The 18527-nt window shown below is 71.8% G+C and carries 12 protein-coding genes and 1 pseudogene; 1 reads left to right on the forward strand and 12 read right to left on the reverse strand.

All coding sequences use genetic code 11. The features are described from left to right. Window positions 1-757: pseudogene (locus F603_RS32620) on the forward strand (hypothetical protein); the annotation flags it as partial. A 612-nt stretch (window positions 758-1369) separates the two neighbouring features. Here F603_RS32620 and F603_RS0122600 read toward each other — a convergent pair. From F603_RS0122600 to mreD, 12 genes are all read right to left on the reverse strand, one after another. After that, a complete protein-coding gene (locus F603_RS0122600; RefSeq protein ID WP_026328641.1) occupies window positions 1370-2125 on the reverse strand; it encodes a GNAT family N-acetyltransferase in 756 nt (251 codons plus the stop codon). 29 nt (window positions 2126-2154) lie between these two features. Further along, window positions 2155-3594 (reverse strand): GTPase ObgE, encoded by a 1440-nt coding sequence (gene obgE / locus F603_RS0122605; RefSeq protein ID WP_019548223.1) that lies wholly within the window; start codon window positions 3592-3594, stop codon window positions 2155-2157. 157 nt (window positions 3595-3751) lie between these two features. Next, window positions 3752-4009 carry a 50S ribosomal protein L27 gene (gene rpmA, locus F603_RS0122610; protein WP_020700613.1) on the reverse strand — a complete coding sequence of 86 codons (258 nt, stop codon included), beginning with the start codon at window positions 4007-4009 and terminating at the stop codon, window positions 3752-3754. Window positions 4010-4023: 14 nt separating this feature from the next. Then, window positions 4024-4347, reverse strand: coding sequence for a 50S ribosomal protein L21 (rplU, locus tag F603_RS0122615; RefSeq protein ID WP_016908785.1), 324 nt, complete (start codon window positions 4345-4347; stop codon window positions 4024-4026). A 258-nt stretch (window positions 4348-4605) separates the two neighbouring features. Then, on the reverse strand, window positions 4606-8613 hold the full coding sequence (locus F603_RS0122620; protein WP_019548225.1) for an Rne/Rng family ribonuclease: 4008 nt from the start codon (window positions 8611-8613) through the stop codon (window positions 4606-4608). Between the two features lie 240 nt (window positions 8614-8853). Continuing rightward, window positions 8854-9639, reverse strand: coding sequence for a TIGR03936 family radical SAM-associated protein (locus tag F603_RS0122625; RefSeq protein ID WP_019548226.1), 786 nt, complete (start codon window positions 9637-9639; stop codon window positions 8854-8856). A 278-nt stretch (window positions 9640-9917) separates the two neighbouring features. Continuing rightward, window positions 9918-10529 (reverse strand): GNAT family N-acetyltransferase, encoded by a 612-nt coding sequence (locus F603_RS32625; protein WP_037956712.1) that lies wholly within the window; start codon window positions 10527-10529, stop codon window positions 9918-9920. Window positions 10530-10689: 160 nt separating this feature from the next. Beyond that, window positions 10690-12618, reverse strand: coding sequence for a TIGR03960 family B12-binding radical SAM protein (locus F603_RS0122635; protein ID WP_019548228.1), 1929 nt, complete (start codon window positions 12616-12618; stop codon window positions 10690-10692). A 111-nt stretch (window positions 12619-12729) separates the two neighbouring features. Beyond that, the gene (locus tag F603_RS0122640) at window positions 12730-14277 is read right to left on the reverse strand and encodes a CYTH and CHAD domain-containing protein (protein ID WP_019548229.1); all 1548 of its coding nucleotides are present in this window, start codon (window positions 14275-14277) and stop codon (window positions 12730-12732) included. Window positions 14278-14341: 64 nt separating this feature from the next. Then, on the reverse strand, window positions 14342-15541 hold the full coding sequence (rodA, locus tag F603_RS0122645) for a rod shape-determining protein RodA (RefSeq protein WP_019548230.1): 1200 nt from the start codon (window positions 15539-15541) through the stop codon (window positions 14342-14344). Next, entirely contained in the window at window positions 15538-17772 is a 2235-nt protein-coding gene (mrdA, locus tag F603_RS0122650) for a penicillin-binding protein 2 (protein ID WP_019548231.1), read from the reverse strand. Before mrdA ends, rodA begins: the two co-directional genes overlap by 4 nt. 53 nt (window positions 17773-17825) lie before the next feature. Further along, window positions 17826-18527 (reverse strand): rod shape-determining protein MreD, encoded by a 702-nt coding sequence (gene mreD / locus F603_RS0122655; protein WP_026328642.1) that lies wholly within the window; start codon window positions 18525-18527, stop codon window positions 17826-17828.

Consider the following 18527-nt stretch of genomic DNA (forward strand, 5'->3'; position numbering starts at 1 on the left):
CGGCACCGTCGACCCCCGCGCCGCCGAAGCCGACCACCGCATCCAAACCCTCATCCGCCACGCCAACACCCAACGCACCGGACCCCGACCCAGCGCCGAGGCAACGGAGTTGCTGCGTCGCCGCACCGCCGAGCTCGACACCCTCACCAGCGTCGACTTCCGCGAGAGCGCCGATGAGATAGAGCGGATGCTTCACCAGTCCAAGCCGGACACCGACCGTGCCCAGCACGTCGAGGCCGCGACGGACGCCTGGCACGAGGCGTACTGGGCTTCGCTGCCCGAGTGGGAGCACCAGATCGTCACCGGACCCCGCCCGGGGCTCTACTCCTGCTTCAACGAGGCGGACCTGCTCATCTCCGACGTCTCCAGCGTCGTCTCCGACTACCTGGCGAGCGAGAAGCCGTACGCCGTCGCCAACACCACGGGGATGCCGGAGGACCGCTACCGCGAGCAGTTCCCCACGGTGCGCGCGGCGACCGTCCTCACCCCCGACGCGTCCGGCGTTCCCGCGCTGCTGGAGAGCGTCCGCAACCCGGAGAAGGACACGCTCGTCGAAGCGCGCGCCGAGTTGAAGAAGCACCTCCTCGGTCCGAGCGACCCGCCGTCGATGGTTCGCTTCAACGAGGCGGCGCAGCGCCTGGTTTCCGACGCCGAGGCCCGCAACCTCCGTGTGGCGCGCAGGACTTCGGAGCTTCCTACGCCCCGTGACGCGGAGCTTGCGGAGGCAGCCGAGTCGGAGGACCCGGTAACCGCCTGACGGTCCACACCGGCGAGCGGCCGGGTGGAGCCCCTCGGGGTTCTGCCCGGCCGCTCGTCACGTCGCGGCGGCAGTGACGCCCGTGCGGACGACGGCGGGCGGGGTCGCCGGATTTCTCCGTGCGGCTGGGGCGGGCGTCCGGCATCGATGCGCCGGCCCTTTGTGCTGTTGGTTTTCCGTGCCCCCTCGGAGAATTTGCGATGCCTGGCTCCGCCCCGATCGTCTTCTTCGTGCGCAGAATTCCTCCGAGCGGCGACAAGATTCAGGAAGCTTTCGACGATTTCGCGGAGTGATGGGCGCGGCAGGGGAACGCGCCGTCCTTCGGCGCCACGACGGCGAGTGCCGGAACGACGCCTTCGCCTCTTCGAGCAGCGTTCGGGAGCAGGGTTGTGCCTCGCCGTGGGAGCCGGGCAGGGGATTGCCCAAGACTTGTGGAGCTACTGGAGTGCGGCGGTCACTGCGGTTTCGGGGCCGAACCTCCTCCCGAGACAGAGTTCTGCATTGCCCGTCCGCAACGGAACGAGCGGGAAGCAGCCTGGATACCAGCCCCGTCGCTCTCATCCATGCGACGACAGATGGCGTCACAAACCGTGTTCGGTACTTGCCCTGGCATCACAGCAACGCGTGCTCGGTGAACCGTCCGCACGTGTGGAAGCCGAGCCGGCGGTAGACGGGCTCGCCGTCCTCCGAAGCCTGGAGAACCGCGACCCGGGCGCCGGCCTCGCGCGCCGCGTGCAGTGCCGCAATGGTGAGCGCCCCGCCGAAGCCGCGCCTGCGCTCCCCTGAAAGCGTGGAGATGTTGTAGACGCCCGCGACGCCGGCGGAGAGGAAGACCTCGGCAGAGGCGACGGGGCGCTCCCCCACGTACCCGACGAGGTAGCGGGCTTCGCGCGCGAGCGCAGCGGGGGCCGCCGCCGAGAGGACCTGCGGGACGGTGTGCGAGGGCGGGTCCCAGTTGGCGGAGAGCACTGCCGCATAGTCGGCGAAGCGGCTCTCGTCGGTGACGGGGCGCACGTCGAGGTCGAACGGGCGGGGATGCGGAGGCAGTTCGTCGAGCAGGCGCCACATCGCCGTCTCCTCCTCCGCCACGGGCAGGCCGGCGCCGGCGAGCCGGAGCGCCAGGTCCCCCGGCGTCGACGTGGGGCCGACCCACCAGGAGAAGGAGCGTCCGCTCGCCCGGAGCCGGCGGACGGTCTCGTCGACGCGCTGCCCCGCCGTGGCCGGTGTGAAGCGGGCGAGGGCAACGATGTTGAAGGTGTCGTCGTCGATACCGCTGTCCGCGAGGAGCAGGTCGCCGGGGTTCTCCACCGTCGCGCCCGGCAGGTCGCGATGGAGGTGGCAGGCGTGGTCGGCGAGGTTGCGCTCCATCGCGTCGAGGAGCCCCGCGCTCTCCGCGTTCACTGCTCGAACGGGTCGAACTCCCGGTATGCACCGAGCGTTTCGTCCCGCTCCGCCTCCCGCTCCAGGCGGCGCTGCGCTGCCGGGCGCTGCTCCTCCATGCGGTGGTCCTCGCCGCGGCGCCCGAGCATCTCGGCGCCTGCCGAGAGCGTCGGCTCCCAGTCGAAGACGACGGCGTTCTCCTCGTCCCCGATGGCGACGCCGTCCCCCTCGCGGGCGCCGGCCTTGAGCAGCTCGTCCTCGACCCCGAGGCGGTTGAGGCGGTCGGCGAGGTAGCCGACGGCCTCGTCGTTGTTGAAGTCCGTCTGGTGGACCCAGCGTTCGGGCTTCTCCCCGCGGACCCGGAAGAGATCGCCCTCACGAGTGACGGTGAACCCGGTGTCGTCGACGGCCTTCGGACGGATGACGACGCGGGTCGCCTCCTGCGCCGGAGCGGCGGCACGCGCCTCGTCGACGATGCCGGCGAGCGCGTACGCAAGCGCGTCGAGACCCCGGTGCGCGACGGCCGAGACCTCGAAGACGCGGAAGCCGCGCTCCTCCAGGTCCGGGCGGACCATCTCGGCGAGCTCCCTGCCGTCGGGGATGTCGACCTTGTTGAGGACGACGAGGCGCGGACGGTCCTCCAGCCCGCCGTAACGGGCGAGTTCGGCCTCGATCACGTCGAGGTCGGAGACCGGGTCGCGATCCGATTCCAGCGTCGCGCAGTCGAGCACGTGGACGAGGACGGAGCAGCGCTCGACGTGCCGCAGGAAGTCGAGGCCGAGGCCCCGGCCCTCACTGGCACCCTCGATGAGCCCCGGCACGTCGGCGACGGTGAAGACGCTGCGTCCCGCCGTCACCACACCGAGGTTGGGCACGAGCGTCGTGAACGGATAGTCGGCGATCTTCGGCTTCGCCGCAGAGAGCACCGAGATCAGCGAGGACTTCCCCGCGCTCGGGTAACCGACGAGCGCCACGTCGGCGACCGTCTTCAGCTCCAGGACGATGTCCCGCGTCTCGCCCGGCTCGCCGAGCAGCGCGAAGCCGGGCGCCTTGCGCCGGGCCGACGCGAGCGCGGCGTTGCCGAGCCCGCCGCGGCCGCCCTGCCCTGCGACGAAGGTGGTGCCCTTGCCGACCATGTCCGCGAGGACGCCGCCGTTCCGGTCGAGCACGACCGTGCCGTCGGGAACGGGGAGCACCAGGTCGCCGCCGTCGGCTCCGCTGCGGTGGCCGCCCTCGCCCGGCTTGCCGTTGGTGGCCTTGCGGTGCGGGCTGTGGTGATAGTCGAGGAGCGTCGTCACATCCGGGTCGACGACGAGGACGACGTCGCCCCCGCGTCCGCCGTTGCCGCCGTCCGGGCCGCCGAGCGGCTTGAACTTCTCACGGTGGACGGAGGCGCAGCCGTGGCCTCCGTTACCCGCGGCGACATGGAGCTCGACGCGGTCCACGAAGGTGGTCATCAGGGGCCTCCAGAACGGGGGTCAGGCGGACGGGACGGGTGCCCGTCCTGTGCGAACGCACCGAGGGCGGCCCCGCTTCCCTTACCGCGGGAAGCGGAGGTCCGCCCTCGGAGGAGGTCCGGCGCCGGGCGCCGGACCCGTGGCTATGCGGCCGGTGTCACTCGCCGGCCGGGACGATGTTCACGACCTTGCGGCCGCGCGCCCTGCCGAACTCCACCGCGCCGGCGTCGAGCGCGAAGAGGGTGTCGTCGCCGCCGCGGCCGACGCCCTTGCCCGGGTGGAAGTGGGTGCCGCGCTGGCGGACGAGGATCTCACCCGCGTTGACGACCTGGCCGCCGAAGCGCTTGACGCCCAGGAACTGCGGGTTGGAGTCGCGACCGTTCCGAGTGGACGATGCGCCCTTCTTGTGTGCCATGTGTTCTCAGTCCCTTACTTCGCAGCCGGGGCGGGGATGCCGGTGATCTTCAGAGCGGTGTGGAGCTGGCGGTGGCCGATCCGCTTCTTGTAGCCCGTCTTGTTCTTGTACTTCTGAATCCGGATCTTGTCGCCCTTGTGGTGGTCGACAACCTCGGTCTGGACCTTCACGCCCGCCAGCACCCACGGGTCGCTGGTGACGGCCTCGCCGTCGACGACGAGCAGGGTCGAGAGCTCGACGGTGTCGCCGACCTTGCTCTCGGAAAGACGGTCAACCTCAATGACGTCGCCCACGGACACCTTCTGCTGGCGGCCGCCTGTGCGCACGATCGCGTACACGCTTAGCTCTCTCTCACTCGGCTCGGAACCCCTGACGCCAGCCGCTCCCACCGGGCGCGGTGTCCCGGAAACTTCGAGGAGTGAGCGGCCTCTTCCGGGACGAGCCTGGCCGTTGCCAGCGGCTCTCCGAAAGGGAGTTGCTCAAGGGTGCGGCGCATCTCTGACACGCCGATGGGCAAGGTTACGGCTCCCCGACCTCGCTGGTCAAACGAGCAACCGGCGGTCGCCCCCGCGGAGAGGGCGACCGCCGGCGCGCGCTCACTCCGCGGCCGTCGGCTCGTCGCCGGCCTGGACCGTCACCGAGGAGGGCGACTGCTCGTCGGCCGCCGCCGTCTTCTTCGCGGCCGTCTTCTTCACGGCAGCCTTCTTGGCCGTCGTCTTCTTCGCCGCCGACTTCTTCGCCGCCGCCTTCCGCGCCGACTTCTTCGCCGCCGCCTCCGACTCCGCTTCCGGCTTCTCAGGAGAGGGGGAAGCCGACTTCGCGGTCTTCTTCGCCGCCGCCTTCTTGGCCGTGGCCTTCTTCGCCGCCGCCTTCCGCGCCGTCTTCTTCGCCGGCACCTCCGGCTCAGCCGCCGACTGGGAAACCGGCTGCTCCTCGGGCGCGGAGAACTCCCTGACGACCCGACGACGCCTGCGCGCGGGCGCCGCGTCCGAGACCGGCTGCTGCGCCGGCTCGGGGGACTGCGGCCCGGCGGCCGACTCCTGCTCCCCTGCCGGGATCACCGTGACCGCGGCATCGTCCGCGGCATGCGGCGACCCCGCGGGCGCGCTCGCCTTGCGCGCCGCGCGACGCCGCGGACGCGGCTCGGGCTCCGGCACCGGCGTCGCCTCGACGGGCAGCGCCGGCTCCGATGCCGGTTCCGGCACGGCCGGGGTCGCGGACGGCTCCGGCTCGGCGCCCTCCACCCGGCTCGCCTGTTCCGGCGCACCGGCGGGGGCCGTCGCACGGCGCACCGCGCGGCGCCGGGTGCGGGCCTTCGCCGTGCCCTGCTCGCGCGGCTCGGCGGCCGCCGACTCCGCTTCCGCCTGCGGCTGTTCCGGCTCCGGCTGCGGCTGCGGCTCGGCCTGCTCGCCCTCGCCCCCGGGCGCGCCCTGCGGTGCCGAGGCCCGGCGTCCGCCGCGCTTACGGGTGCGCTGGCGTCCGGACGCCGCTGCCTCCGCCTCGGCGGCGCTGCCGTAGAGCTCCTCGTCCGGCACGAAGGGGACGGGCTCCTCGACCTGCCGACCGCCCTCGGGCTGCTGCGGCTCGGCCTCCGGCTTCTGCTTCGTCTCGGGCTTCTGGCCGGCGGTCTCCTCGTGGACGTGGTCGTGCTGGTGGCCGCCGCCCTTCTTCTTCTTGCCCTTCTTGCCGCCTGCCGGCTGTCCGAGCTCCATGTGGACGAGGACGCCACGGCCGTTGCACTGCGGGCAGGTCTCGGAGAACGACTCCAACAGGCCCTGCCCGACCCGCTTCCGCGTCATCTGCACGAGCCCGAGCGAGGTCACCTCGGCGACCTGGTGCTTGGTCCGGTCCCTGCCCAGGCACTCCAGGAGCCGCCGCAGGACCAGGTCCCGGTTGGACTCCAGCACCATGTCGATGAAGTCGATGACGATGATGCCGCCGAGGTCGCGCAGCCTGAGCTGGCGCACGATCTCCTCGGCCGCCTCCAGGTTGTTCCTGGTGACCGTCTCCTCCAGGTTGCCGCCCTGGCCCGTGAACTTCCCCGTGTTGACGTCGACGACGATCATCGCCTCGGTCCTGTCGATCACGAGGGAGCCGCCGCTGGGCAGCCACACCTTCCGGTCGAGCGCCTTCGTCAACTGCTCGTCGACCCGGTACGTGGCGAAGACGTCGACGTCCGACGTCCACTTCTGGAGCCGGTCGACGAGATCGGGGGCGACCTGCTCGACGTAGCCGTGGACCGTCTGCCACGCCTCCTCGCCGCTGACGATCACCTTGGAGAAGTCCTCGTTGAAGATGTCGCGGACGACCCGGACCGTCATGTCCGGCTCTCCGTAGAGCAGCGTCGGCGCGGTGCCCTTCCCGGACTTCTTCTTGATCTCCTCCCACTGCCCCTGGAGCCGCTCGACATCCCGGCGCAGCTCGTCCTCGCTCGCGCCCTCGGCCGCCGTGCGCACGATCACGCCCGCGTCCTCGGGGACGACCTTCTTGAGGATCTGCTTCAACCGCGACCGCTCGGTGTCGGGGAGCTTCCGGCTGATGCCCGTCATCGACCCTTCGGGGACGTAGACGAGGTAGCGGCCCGGCAGCGAGACCTGGCTCGTCAGGCGTGCGCCCTTGTGCCCGATGGGGTCCTTGGTGACCTGCACCAGCACCGACTGGCCCGACTTGAGCGCCGCTTCGATCCGCCGCGGGCCGCCGCCCATGCCGAGCGCCTCGAAGTTGACCTCGCCCGCGTAGAGCACCGCGTTGCGGCCCTTGCCGATGTCGACGAAGGCAGCCTCCATCGACGGCAGAACGTTCTGCACCTTGCCCAGGTAGACGTTGCCGACGTAGGAGGTCGCCTGCTCCTTGTTGACGAAGTGCTCGACGAGGATGTCGTCCTCGAGGATGCCGATCTGCGTCCGCTCCCCGCTCTGGCGGACGATCATCTCCCGCTTCACCGCCTCGCGGCGCGCGAGGAACTCGGCCTCCGTGATGATCGGCACGCGCCTGCGGCCCTGCTCGCGACCCTCGCGCCGGCGCTGCTTCTTCGCCTCCAGGCGGGTCGAGCCCTTGATCGCCTGGACCTCGTCGCTCGGCTCGCCCTCCTTGCCGTTCTTCTTCCGCGGCTCACGCACCTTGACGACGGTGCGCTCCGGGTCGCCCTCCGTCGACGGCTGCTGCTCGGCCGCGGGCTCCTGTTCGCCTGTGCGGCGCCTGCGCCTGCGCCGCCGGCGGGAGCTGCTCGACGACGAGCCGGAGAGCGGCTGCTCGTCGCCCTCGTCGGACTCACCGGCCTCCGCGTCCTCGGGAGCCTCCTGCTCGTCCTCGTCGTGCGGCGGCTCCGGCGACTCCTCCTCGGACGCGCCCTCGCCGCCGTCGCCCTTGCGACGCCGACGGCCGCCCCTGCGGCGACGCCTAGCCGGACGCTCCGACGACTCCTGCTCCGACTCCTCGGACTCGTCGGTCTCCTCCGGCTCCTCCTCGGCCACGACCTCGGCGCTCCCCGCGTCCGCCGAACCCCCGGGGGACTCCACCCGTCGACGGCGCCGCGTACCGGCCTGCGGTTCCTCTTCCTCCGCGTCGCCCTGCTCGGCAGCCGCGGCAGCCGCAGCCGCCGCACGCTGCGGCGTCTGGAACGCCGGCTCGGTGAAGACCGGGGCCTGGAACATCGCGACGGGCGGGGTACCTGCACGGCCCCGCTTCGGCGCCTCGGTCTCCTTCTTCTCCGAGCCCGACTCCGCGGACGCCTTCGCGCGCTTCTCGGCCTTCGGCTTCCGCGCGGTACGCGCAGGCTCCTCCGGCTGCTCCGCGGCAGCCTCGGCCGCCGGCTCGGCCGCGCTCTTCGCCGTACGCCGCCGGGTGCGCTTCGGTGCGGGCTCCTCCTCGGCGGCCGGCTGCTCGGGCTCGGGCTGCTCGGACTGGGACGGCTCGGGCTGCGCCTGCTTGCTCTTGGCCGGCTTGCGCTTCGGCTGGTCGGCCTTGGCCTGGTCGTCCTTGGGCTGGTCGGCCTCCGGCTGCTCGCTCTTCGCCGACCCGCGCTTCGATTTCGCGGCCTTCGCCGGTGCGCTCTTCGGCTGGTCGTCGGCGGCCGGCTCGGGCTGCTGCTCAGGCTCGCCCTGGGGCGCGCCGGCCGGCGCCGACGCCTTCCGACTCGACCTGCGGCGCTGGCGCGCGGGGGCCTGCTCGGCCTCGGCGTCGGACGCGGGCTTCTCGGCGGGCTCGGCTTTCGCGGCGGCTGCGGGCTCCTGCCGCTCGGACTCCGGCGCGGTGGCCGACGGTTCGGCCTCGTTGGTCTGCGGTGCGCCGGCCGGTGCAGAGACCTTGCGCGTCGCCCGGCGCCGAGTGCGCGCGGGCTTCTCCTCCGGCTGCGGCGCCTGCTCGGCAGCCGGTGCCTCGGCGGGCGAGGGTTCCGCGGGCGACGCCTCGGCCGTCGGCTTCGGCTCGACGACGGCGGCCGGGTCGGCGGCGGCGTCGGAGCCGGGCGGACCGGCGGGCCGGGAGGCGGCACGGCGCCTGCGGCGCGGCGGCAGGGTGTCGCTCGGTGTGGTCTCTGCGCCCGACTCGGGCGCGGAGCCTCCTTCGAGGGGTTCTCCTGTTGTGGATTCAGTTGGTTCGAGCATGCGGGCGGTTCTCCCGTCACGCTCCCTGCGCGCCTCGTCCTCTCCGGGGCCGTCCGCTGATGAGGCGGACCGCGACCCGGCGCGGGCGCCGCGCGGGAGCTGTTGTCGCTCGCCGGTTCCGCTTCGCTGTGCGAGGCGGCTACGGCGAAAGTCTTGTGGGCAGTGCGCTCGCCTGCCGTCCTGCGTACCCGGGTGGCTTCCCTGGCGTCGTCGGCGGCGGCGCTGGCATCGGCGGCGCTCCTACGCGGCGCCGCCGGGCGCCGACGCGACGCTGGGTGTCCCGAGAGCCTCGGCCCCGGAAGGTGCGTCGCGGTCAGGCGCGAACGGATCGGTCACCGTGCCGCTCTCCTCATCGAGCGGCCCCTGCGCCAGCCTTGTCACCGTTGCCGGGACCGGCGGCGCCAGGTCGGCCGCAACGCGAAGACCGGACAGGACGTCGTCGGGTCGCACGGCGGGTGTCACATGCCGTACTACCAGGCGCAGTATCGCACAGGGTGCGTCGGCCGTCCCATCCAGGCCGGGAGGCTCGGACTCCTGTCCCAGGTCGAGGGAGGCGACGGCGGCCCTGGCGTCGAAGGTGCGGAGGCCCTTCTTGGTCTGCCGCTGCACCTCGACGGAGTCGGCGGCGAGGAAGCCCCGCACCGCCTGTTCGGCAGCCGCGGGGGCGACGCCGTCGAGCGCGAGCTGCCACGTCGATGCCTGGAGACGTTCGGTGAACTCCGTGGTGCGGGCCTCGACGGCGTCGACGAGGTCGAGCCCTTCGGGCATCGAGGCGTCCAGCACCGTGCGGAGCGCCTCGGGGTCGCGTCGGTCGGAAAGGGCGATCTCCAGGTACTCGGCCTCGCTGCCGGTGCCGGTCGGTGCCGCGTTGGCGTAGGACACCTTCGGATGCGGTGTGAACCCGGCCGAGTAGGCCATGGGCACTTCGGCACGGCGGAGGGCGCGCTCGAAGGCGCGCTGGAAATCGCGGTGGCTGGTGAATCGGAGGCGGCCGCGCTTGGTGTAGCGCAGGCGGATGCGCTGCACCGCGGGTGCCGGCGGCGGGCCTTCGGGCTGTCGCTTGCCCAGTGGTTCTCTCCTCGCTGCCCGGCGGCACGCGGTCGGCGGCCGCCTGTACGTCTGTTGTCACGAAGACGGATCTGCGTCGGCGTCGGCGCACGGCGCGCGACGGTGCGACAAGTGATCCTGTGACCCAGGGTACGTCGCATGCCCGGGGCACTCACCGGCGCTGTCCCCGAGTGGACACCGCGGGTGCCGACGGCGGGCCCGTCGGTCCGCGCGCCTGGGCTGCCGGAACACCGACGTCAGGGCAGGCGCGGGCGTGCGGGAGCGAGCGCGGCGTCGGTGCGCGGACGGGCGGCACGGGTCGTCGGTCCGTCGGTGGTCGTCAGCCAGTACCGCAGCTTGCTGCCCCTGCGGTCCTCGTAGACGGCGCCGCTCTTCTCGATCACGCGCCGCGAGGCCACGTTGGTCTCCTCGCAGGTGACGAGGGTTCGGGCGAGGCCCAACACCCGTGCATAAGGCGCGATTCGACGCAGCATCGCCGTGGCGTGCCCGTGGCCGCGTGCGCCGGGACGCACGTCGTAGCCGATGTGGCCGCCCTGGTCGAGGAGGAAGGGGGTGAGGCGGTGGCGCAGGTCCAGGCGGCCGAGGAACTCCCCTTTCTCGACGTACCAGAGTGTCGTGCAGGGCACGAAGCCGGACGGGCGGGGCGCGTCCTCCGCGGCACCGCGACGGAGCGCGTGCACGTACCCCGCGAAGACCTCGGGGTCCGCCCAACGGCCGCCGTAGCTGTACAGATCGCGCCCGGTCATCGAGGCGTCCTCCGCGGTGCCGCGCCCTTCGGCGCGGAGCTCGCCCATCGCCGCGAGGAAGGAACGGTGCACCCGTACCACGGGTGGGATCAGCTCCGGCATGCGGCCCAGCGTGGCAGCCGGCGGCGGGCCGGGCCACGGAATTACCGTGCGGACCCCCTCGGCAACGCACGGCCGGGCGGCGGGACCTCCCCGTCGACGCCTGCCGCCCGTCACCCCGCGACAGGCCCCGTGCGCGTCCCCGCGCACAGGGCCGGACCTGCTACTTGTTGACGACGGACAGCGGCAGCAGCTTCTTCCCCGTCGGGCCGATCTGGATCTCGGTGTCCATCTGCGGGCACACGCCGCAGTCGTAGCAGGGTGTCCAGCGGCAGTCCTCGACCTCCGTCTCGTCGAGGGCGTCCTGCCAGTCCTCCCAGAGCCAGTCCTTGTCGAGGCCGGAGTCGAGGTGGTCCCAGGGAAGGACCTCCTCGTAGGTGCGCTCGCGGGTGGTGTACCAGTCGACGTCGACGCCGTACGCGGGGAGCGCCTTGGCGGCCGACTCCATCCACAGGTTGTAGGAGAAGTACTCGCGCCAGCCGTCGAAGCGGCCGCCGCGCTCGTAGACCTCGCGGATCACGGCGCCGACGCGGCGGTCGCCGCGGGAGAGGAGGCCCTCGACGATGCCGGGCTTGCCGTCGTGGTAGCGGAAGCCGATCGAGCGGCCGTACTTCTTGTCGCCGCGGATCTTGTCGCGGAGCTTGCCGAGCCGCGCGTCCGTCGCCTCGGCGCTGAGTTGGGGCGCCCACTGGAAGGGTGTGTGCGGCTTCGGGACGAAACCGCCGATGGAGACCGTGCAGCGGATGTCGTTGGACCCGGCAACCTCGCGGCCCTTGGCGATGACGTTGACGGCCATGTCGCCGATCTGGAGGACGTCCTCGTCGGTCTCGGTGGGGAGGCCGCACATGAAGTACAGCTTCACCTGGCGCCAGCCGTTGCCGTAGGCGGTGGCGACGGTGCGGGTCAGGTCCTCCTCCGAGACCATCTTGTTGATCACCTTGCGGATGCGCTCGCTCCCGCCCTCGGGCGCGAAGGTGAGCCCTGAGCGCCTGCCGTTCCGGGTCAGCTCGTTGGCGAGGTCGATGTTGAACGCGTCGACACGGGTGGAGGGGAGGGAGAGGCCGACCTTGTCCTCCTCGTAGCGGTCGGCGAGGCCCTTGGCGACGTCGCCGATCTCGCTGTGGTCGGCGGAGGAGAGGGAGAGGAGCCCGACCTCCTCGAAGCCGGTGTTCTTCAGCCCCTTGTCGACCATCTCGCCGATGCCGGTGATCGACCGCTCCCGCACGGGCCGAGTGATCATGCCGGCCTGGCAGAAGCGGCAACCGCGGGTGCAGCCGCGGAAGATCTCCACCGACATCCGCTCGTGGACCGTCTCGGCGAGCGGCACGAGCGGCTGCTTCGGGTAGGGCCACTCGTCGAGGTCCATGACGGTGTGCTTGGAGACGCGCCACGGAACGCCGGAGCGGTTCGGGACGGTGCGCGAGATCCGGCCGTCCGGCAGGTACTCGACGTCGTAGAAGCGGGGCACGTAGACGCCGCCGGTCTTGGCGAGGCGGAGGAGCAGCTCGTCCCTGCCGCCGGGGCGGCCCTCGCGCTTCCACGCCCGGATGATCTCGCTGACCTCCAGGACCGCCTGCTCGCCGTCGCCGATGACCGCCACGTCGAGGTAGTCGGCGATCGGCTCGGGGTTGAAGGCGGCGTGGCCGCCGGCCATCACGATCGGGTGGTCCTCGGTGCGGTCCTCGGACTCCAGCGGGATGCCGGAGAGTTCGAGCGCGGTGAGGAGGTTGGTGTACCCCAACTCGGTGGAGAAGGAGACGCCGAGGACGTCGAAGGCGCCGACGGGGCGGTGCGCGTCGACCGTGAACTGCGGGACGGAGTGCTCCCGCATCAGCTTCTCCAGGTCCGGCCAGACGCTGTAGGTGCGCTCGGCGAGGACGCCCTCGCGCTCGTTGAGCACCTCGTAGAGGATCATGACGCCCTGGTTGGGGAGCCCGACCTCGTAGGCGTCCGGGTACATCAGCGCCCAGCGGACCTCGGTCTCGTCCCACGGCTTGACCGTGGAGTTGAGCTCGCCACCGACGTACTGGATCGGCTTCTGTACGTGCGGCAGGAGGGCCTCGAGCTGCGGGAAGACCGACTCGACAGTCATCTAGGCGTTCTTTCGAGCGAGTGGGCAGGGTCAGCCCTCAAGACTAACGCGGGTGCCAACGGCCTTCCGCCGCCGGGCGGAAGGGCCGTACGTCCCGCTCCCGCGGACTCCTCAGACGAGCGGGCACCGCCCGCCCGGCGCGACGGCCCGCCACGCCTCCGGCACCCGTGCCTCGTATCCGCGGGCGAGCTCCCGCTCGCGCTCGTGGAGCACGCCGTACGTGAACGACGGCTCGCCCGACGCGGCTGCCTCGGCGGCGAGTTCGAGCAGGGCTTCGCGGGCGAGGACGCTGTCCTGGTGGTCGCCGAGGAGCTGCTGGAGCTCCGCGACGTGGGCGGCGTACTCCTTCGCGGGGGCGCCGAGCACGGGACGGGCCGTCTCCGCCGCGTACCGGAGGCGCTTCGCCGCCTTGCGTGCGTCGTGGAGGGCACGGTCCCGCTCGTCGCCCTCGTCGGCGGCGAGCGCCTCGCCGACGTGTGCCGCGACGCGGTCGAAGTCGCGGGCGAGCGCTCTGCGGAACGGCTTCCCGGGGGCCCGCACGGCCCGCTCCAGGAGCGGGGGTTGGTCGAGCAGGGCCGCCAGGCTCTCCAGCAGGCCGAGGTAGCGGTCGCTGTCGAGGACGTCGCCGAGGCGGGCCCTGGAGCCGCTGCGGCGGTGTGCCGAGAACGCGTCGAGGCGCTCGGCGACGGGGCCGAGGAGCTGCTGGGGCGGGAGCGCCGAGAGTCCGTCCGCGAGTCTGGCGGTGAGCACCTCGCGGTCCCGGTCGACGCCCAACTCGGCGGCGAGCCATTTGAGTTCGTCGCGCAGCGGGTCGGTGGCGGCGCGGTCGAGGAGGCGGTCGCAGGTGCGGAAGCAGCTACGGAGCCGGCGGGTGGCGACGCGCATGCGGTGGACCGAGTCGTGGACGTCGCAGCGGACTTGGGGGTCGAGGCGGACGAGCGCCTCGACCTGGCGGCGGGCGTAGCGGAGGGCGACGTCGCCTGCGGTGCGGGGGTGGGGCGGGTCCTCGGGCTCGGGTGCGGGGGTTCCGGTCTCCGCGAGGGCGCGGTGGAGCTTCGAGCGGGCCGCGGAGCGGCGGGCACCGGCCGCGCGGAGGGCGTCGTCGACGGCGTCGAGGAGCGTGAGGTCCCCGAACTCGCCGAGTTCCGCTTCGAGTTCGGTCCAGTCGGCCGGGGTTCCCGTACCGTCGTCCGGCAGGCGCGCGGCGTGGACGCGGTCGAGGCCGACCTCGGCGAGGGGGCGTCCGTCGGCGTCGAAGAGGGCGAGGGCGGTCCGCTCCTGGACCAGGCGGAGCTGCGGGAGCAGCGGGCGGTGCCGGGTACGGGAACGGACGAGGGCGGCGAGGGGCTCGGGCGGCGCCGCCGGTTCTTCGCCCAAGGGGTGGTGGTGCTCGTCGCGCACGGTGGTACCGGGCGTCGACTGCGGTGTGGCGACGGGGAGTTTGAGGTGCCAGCCCTCGTCGCTGCCGCCGGTGCGGCGGCGCAGGGTGATGCTTTCGGCGGCGAGGCGCAGGTCGGCCGTGTCCCAGTAGACGGCGCTGAGCGTGCGGGGCCCGGTGGGCGCGACGGTGTGCACGCCGGGGAGCGCGTGCAGGTCGGGGAGGCCGGTGTCGGCCGCTGCGTCGTACTTCCGCTCGATCTCCCGTATGACGTCCGGCATATCCGGAAAGTAACCGCGGTCCCGGCCGCCCGCAATGGGTCGCGCGGGAACCGCGGTCGACGGCTCAGGCGGCGACCGGTCTCTGCGTCCGGATCGACTGGAGGAGGCCGATGCCGATCCAGACGGCGAACATCGCGGTACCGCCGTAGGAGACGAACGGCAGCGGCAGCCCGGCGACCGGCATGATGCCGAGGGTCATCCCGATGTTCTCGAAGGACTGGAACGCGAACCAGGCGACGATCCCGGCGGCGACGATGGTGCCGTACAGCTCCGTCGACTCGTGCGCGATGCGGCAGGCACGCCAGATGACGACGCCGAGGAGCACAATGATGAGCCCGGCGCCGATGAACCCCAACTCCTCCCCCGCGACGGTGAAGACGAAGTCGGTCTGCTGCTCGGGGACGAACTGCCCGGTCGTCTGCGACCCCTCGAAGAGGCCCTTGCCCGTGAGGCCCCCCGAACCGATGGCGATCCGGGCCTGGTTGGTGTTGTAGCCGACGCCGGACGGGTCGAGCGCGGGGTTGGCGAAGGCGGCGAAGCGGTTGATCTGGTACTCGTCGAGGAGCCCGAGCGCCCAGACGAGCACGGAGCCCAGGACGCCGACGAGGCCGAGCCCTGCGATCCACCGGTTCGAGGCGCCCGAGGCGAGGAGCACCCCGAGCACGATCACCACCAGGACCATGGCCGAACCGAGGTCCGGCATCATCATGATCACCAGGATCGGCAGTGCGGCGACGCCGAGCGCGTGGAGCACCGTGCGGTGGTCGGGGTGGGCGTGGTCGCCGGCGTCGACCTTGGCGGCGAGGAGCATCGCCATGCCGAGGATCATGGTGATCTTGATGAACTCCGCCGGCTGGACGGTGAATCCGCCGCCGAGGTTGAGCCAGGCGCGGGAGCCGTTGATGGTTGCGCCGAGCGGCGTGAGGACGAGCACCGCGAGGAAGACGCTGATCCCGTAGAGGATCGGTACCGCGCCCCGCAGCTTGCGGTGGCCGAGCCAGACGATGCCGACCATGAGCGCGAGCCCGACGAGGATGCCGATGACCTGGCGGACGACGAAGTAGTACGGGTCGCCCTGGTTGAGGTCGCTGTGGCTCCGGGTCGCGGAGTACACGAGCAGCGTGCCGACGACCGAGAGGGCGAGCGCCGCGAGGAGCATGATCCAGTCGAGGCGCCAGAGCGCGGAGTCGCGCGCGGTGAGCTTCGCCCAGGTCGTCTGGGCTTTCGGGCCGTAGCCGGTGAGGGGGTAGGAGTGGGTGCTCATCGCTGGTCACCACCCGTTCCGCCGGCTTCCGGTTCCCTCGCGGGCTGCTCCCCGGTCTGGCCCGTCTGCTGCTGCGGGGACCGGGGCTGCTCGCCGGGTTGGTCCGTCTCGCCGGCGGGCGGCGGGGCGTCGGCGTCCTTCTTCGGCTCGTCCTCCTTGTCGCGCCTGGCCTGGATGCTGCCGTCCTTGGAGATCTTGGGCAGGGCCTTCTCCGGCTTGGGAAGGAGTGCCTTCTGGCCGACCCCGTAGAGGGCGTCGTAGATCCGGCGGACCGCGGGTCCCGAGGCGCCGGAGCCGGTGCCGCCCTGGGAGATCGTCATCAGGACCGTGTAGTCGTCGGTGTAGGTGGCGAACCAGGAGGTGGTCTGCTTCCCCGCGACCTCGGCCGTGCCGGTCTTGGCGCGCATCGGGATCTTTTCCTGGGGCCAGCCGGTGCCGAAGTTGGTCGCGGCCGTACCGCGGGTGGCGACGCCCTGGAGGGCTCCGTCGATGTCCTTCAACGTGGCCTTTTTGGTGGGGAGTTTGCCGTGCGACGTCGGCTTGATCTCCTTGACGTGCTTCCCGTCGGCGCTGACGATCGCCTTGCCGAGGGTGGGGTCGTAGAGGGTGCCGCCGTTGCCGAGCGCGGCGTAGGCGGTCGCCATCTGGATCGGCGTGACGAGGGTGTCGCCCTGGCCGATCGAGTAGTTGACGCTGTCACCGGCGCGCATCTTCATGCCGGAGACGCAGTTCTCCTTGGCGATCTTGTCGGCGTAGCTCTGCGGGTCGTCGCCCTGCTGGCACCAGACGTCCTTGTTGGCCTCGTAGTAGTCCTTTTTCCACTGGCGGTCGGGGACGCGGCCCTCGACCTCGTTGGGGAGGTCGATGCCGGTCTTGTCGCCGAGGCCGAACTGGTGGGCGGTCTTGTAGAACCAGTCCTTCGCGTTCTTCTTCGGCGTGTGGCCGCCGTCCTTACGCCACTGCTTGTAGGCGAGGTCGTAGAAGACGGTGTCGCAGGAGACCTCGAGCGCGCGCCCGAGGTCGATGGTGCCGTAGCTCTCCGACTCCATGTTGGTGAAGGTCTGTCCGCCGATGCTGTACGAGCCGGGGCAGTCGTAGTTCCCGTCGAACGGGTAGCCGGCGTTGACCGCCGCCGTGGTCGGGACGACCTTGAAGATGGAGCCGGGCGCCGCGAGCGCCTGGATTCCGCGGTTGAGCAACGGGTAGTTGGACTTCTTGCTCGTCAGGGACTTGTACTCCTTCCCCGAGATACCGCCGACCCAGGAGTTGGGGTCGTACTCGGGGTTGGAGGCCATCGAGACGACGCGGCCCGTGTCGTTCTCCATGACGATGACCGAGCCGGCGTCGGCCTCGTAGTTGCGCCCCGTGTTCTTGTCGAACTCGGTGCGCGCGTCCTTCATCGCGCGGTCCAACTCCTTCTCAGCGACGGCCTGTACGCGCGAGTCGATGCTGGTGACGAGGTTGGCCCCGGCGGTGGACGCATCGCTCTCCGCACGTCCCATCACCCGGCCGAGGTTGTCCACCTCGTAGCGGGTGACGCCGGCGCTGCCGCGCAGCTTGCTGTCGTAGGCGCGCTCCAGGCCCGAGCGTCCGATCTCGTCGGCGGGGAGGAAGGGCGAGTCGCTGTCCTTCGCCTCCTCGATCTCCTCGTCGGTGACGGGCGAGAGGTAGCCGAGGACCTGCGACGTGTTGGCGCCGTTGGGGGCCGGGTAGCGGCGTACGGCGGTGGGCTCGGCCGTCACGCCGGGGAAGTCCTCGGCGCGCTCGCGGATCTGGAGGACCTGCTGGGACGTCGCCTCGTCGGAGACGGGGATGGGCTGGTACGGGGAACCGTTCCAGCACGGCTGCGGGGTCTCCGCGTCGCAGAGCCGTACCTTCAGGGCGAGCTCCTTCGAGCTGGTGCCGAGCACCTTGGCGAGCCGCTCGAGGACCGACTTGCCCTCGTCGTCCATCTTCGTCAGCTCGGTGCGCGAGACGGAGACGACGAGCCGCGTCTCGTTGTCGGCGATCGGCACGCCGCGCGAGTCGAGGATGGAGCCGCGGACGGCCGGGTCGACGACCTGCTGGACGTGGTTGCCCGCCGCCTCCTTCTCGTACTCGTCGCCGTTGCGCACCTGGAGGTACCACAGCCGCCCGCCGAGCGTGAGCAGCAGCGAGAGCACGAGGATCTGGATGGCGATGAGCCGGACGGTGACGCGCGAAGTCCGCCCCGTCTCCGGAATGTTGGACACTGCCTACCCCCTGCCGTGGCGCTTGCGGGCCTGCTGGCCGACCGAGGCGTCGCTCACAGCTTCTTGACCCCCTTGATCTTTCCGGCCTTGCCGCGCGAGGACCGCCGGATGACGCTCCTGCCGCCGCCCATACCCGACCTGCCGGACCGCCCCTTGCCGAGCAGGCCCGTCCCTCCGCCGAGCCCGAGCCCCGTGCCTCCGGTGAGGCCGAAGAGCCGGTCGCTGGCGCCCGACGTCTCCGCCATGGGGTCCTTCTTCTCGGTGCGCCGGGCGAGCCACATGATCCACGGAACGGTGAAGGGTGCGAGGAGCAGGTCGTAGATGGTCGCGGTGAGCACCAGCGTGCCCAGCCCGGCCGAGCGTGCCGCGGTGTCGCCGACGAGGGCGCCGACGCCCGCGTAGAGGAGCGTCGAGGCGACCGCCGTGCACGCCACGACGAGCATGGGCACCGTCGCCGAGCGGTGGCCGCCCTTCTCGGGGCGGGTGAGCCCGGCGGCGTAGCCGATGAGGCAGAGGACGAGGGCGTACCGCCCCACGGCGTGGTCGGCGGGGGGTGCCAGGTCGGCGAGGAGGCCGGCGAAGAAGCCGATCACGGCGCCGGCCGTGTGACCGTAGACCATGGCGAGGCCAAGGACGGTGAGGAGGAGCAAGTCGGGTACGGCGCCCGGGAGTTGCAGCCGGGCGAGCACGCTGACCTGGACGATGAGAGCGACCACCACAAGGAAGGCCGACAGGAGGACTCGGTACACGTGCAT

Source organism: Streptomyces sulphureus DSM 40104 (assembly GCF_000381025.1).
Lineage (GTDB): Bacteria > Actinomycetota > Actinomycetes > Streptomycetales > Streptomycetaceae > Streptomyces > Streptomyces sulphureus.

Bases quoted from the DNA above. Each gene is read 5' to 3' on its own strand.
- F603_RS0122640 (WP_019548229.1), bottom strand. From the start codon at position 14,277: ATGCCGGACGTCATACGGGAGATCGAGCGGAAGTACGACGCAGCGGCC.
- rpmA (WP_020700613.1), bottom strand. From the start codon at position 4,009: ATGGCACACAAGAAGGGCGCATCGTCCACTCGGAACGGTCGCGACTCC.
- obgE (WP_019548223.1), bottom strand. From the start codon at position 3,594: ATGACCACCTTCGTGGACCGCGTCGAGCTCCATGTCGCCGCGGGTAAC.
- mreD (WP_026328642.1), bottom strand. From the start codon at position 18,527: ATGCACGTGTACCGAGTCCTCCTGTCGGCCTTCCTTGTGGTGGTCGCT.
- F603_RS0122635 (WP_019548228.1), bottom strand. From the start codon at position 12,618: ATGACTGTCGAGTCGGTCTTCCCGCAGCTCGAGGCCCTCCTGCCGCAC.
- rodA (WP_019548230.1), bottom strand. From the start codon at position 15,541: ATGAGCACCCACTCCTACCCCCTCACCGGCTACGGCCCGAAAGCCCAG.
- F603_RS0122600 (WP_026328641.1), bottom strand. From the start codon at position 2,125: ATGGAGCGCAACCTCGCCGACCACGCCTGCCACCTCCATCGCGACCTG.
- F603_RS0122620 (WP_019548225.1), bottom strand. From the start codon at position 8,613: ATGCTCGAACCAACTGAATCCACAACAGGAGAACCCCTCGAAGGAGGC.
- F603_RS32625 (WP_037956712.1), bottom strand. From the start codon at position 10,529: ATGCCGGAGCTGATCCCACCCGTGGTACGGGTGCACCGTTCCTTCCTC.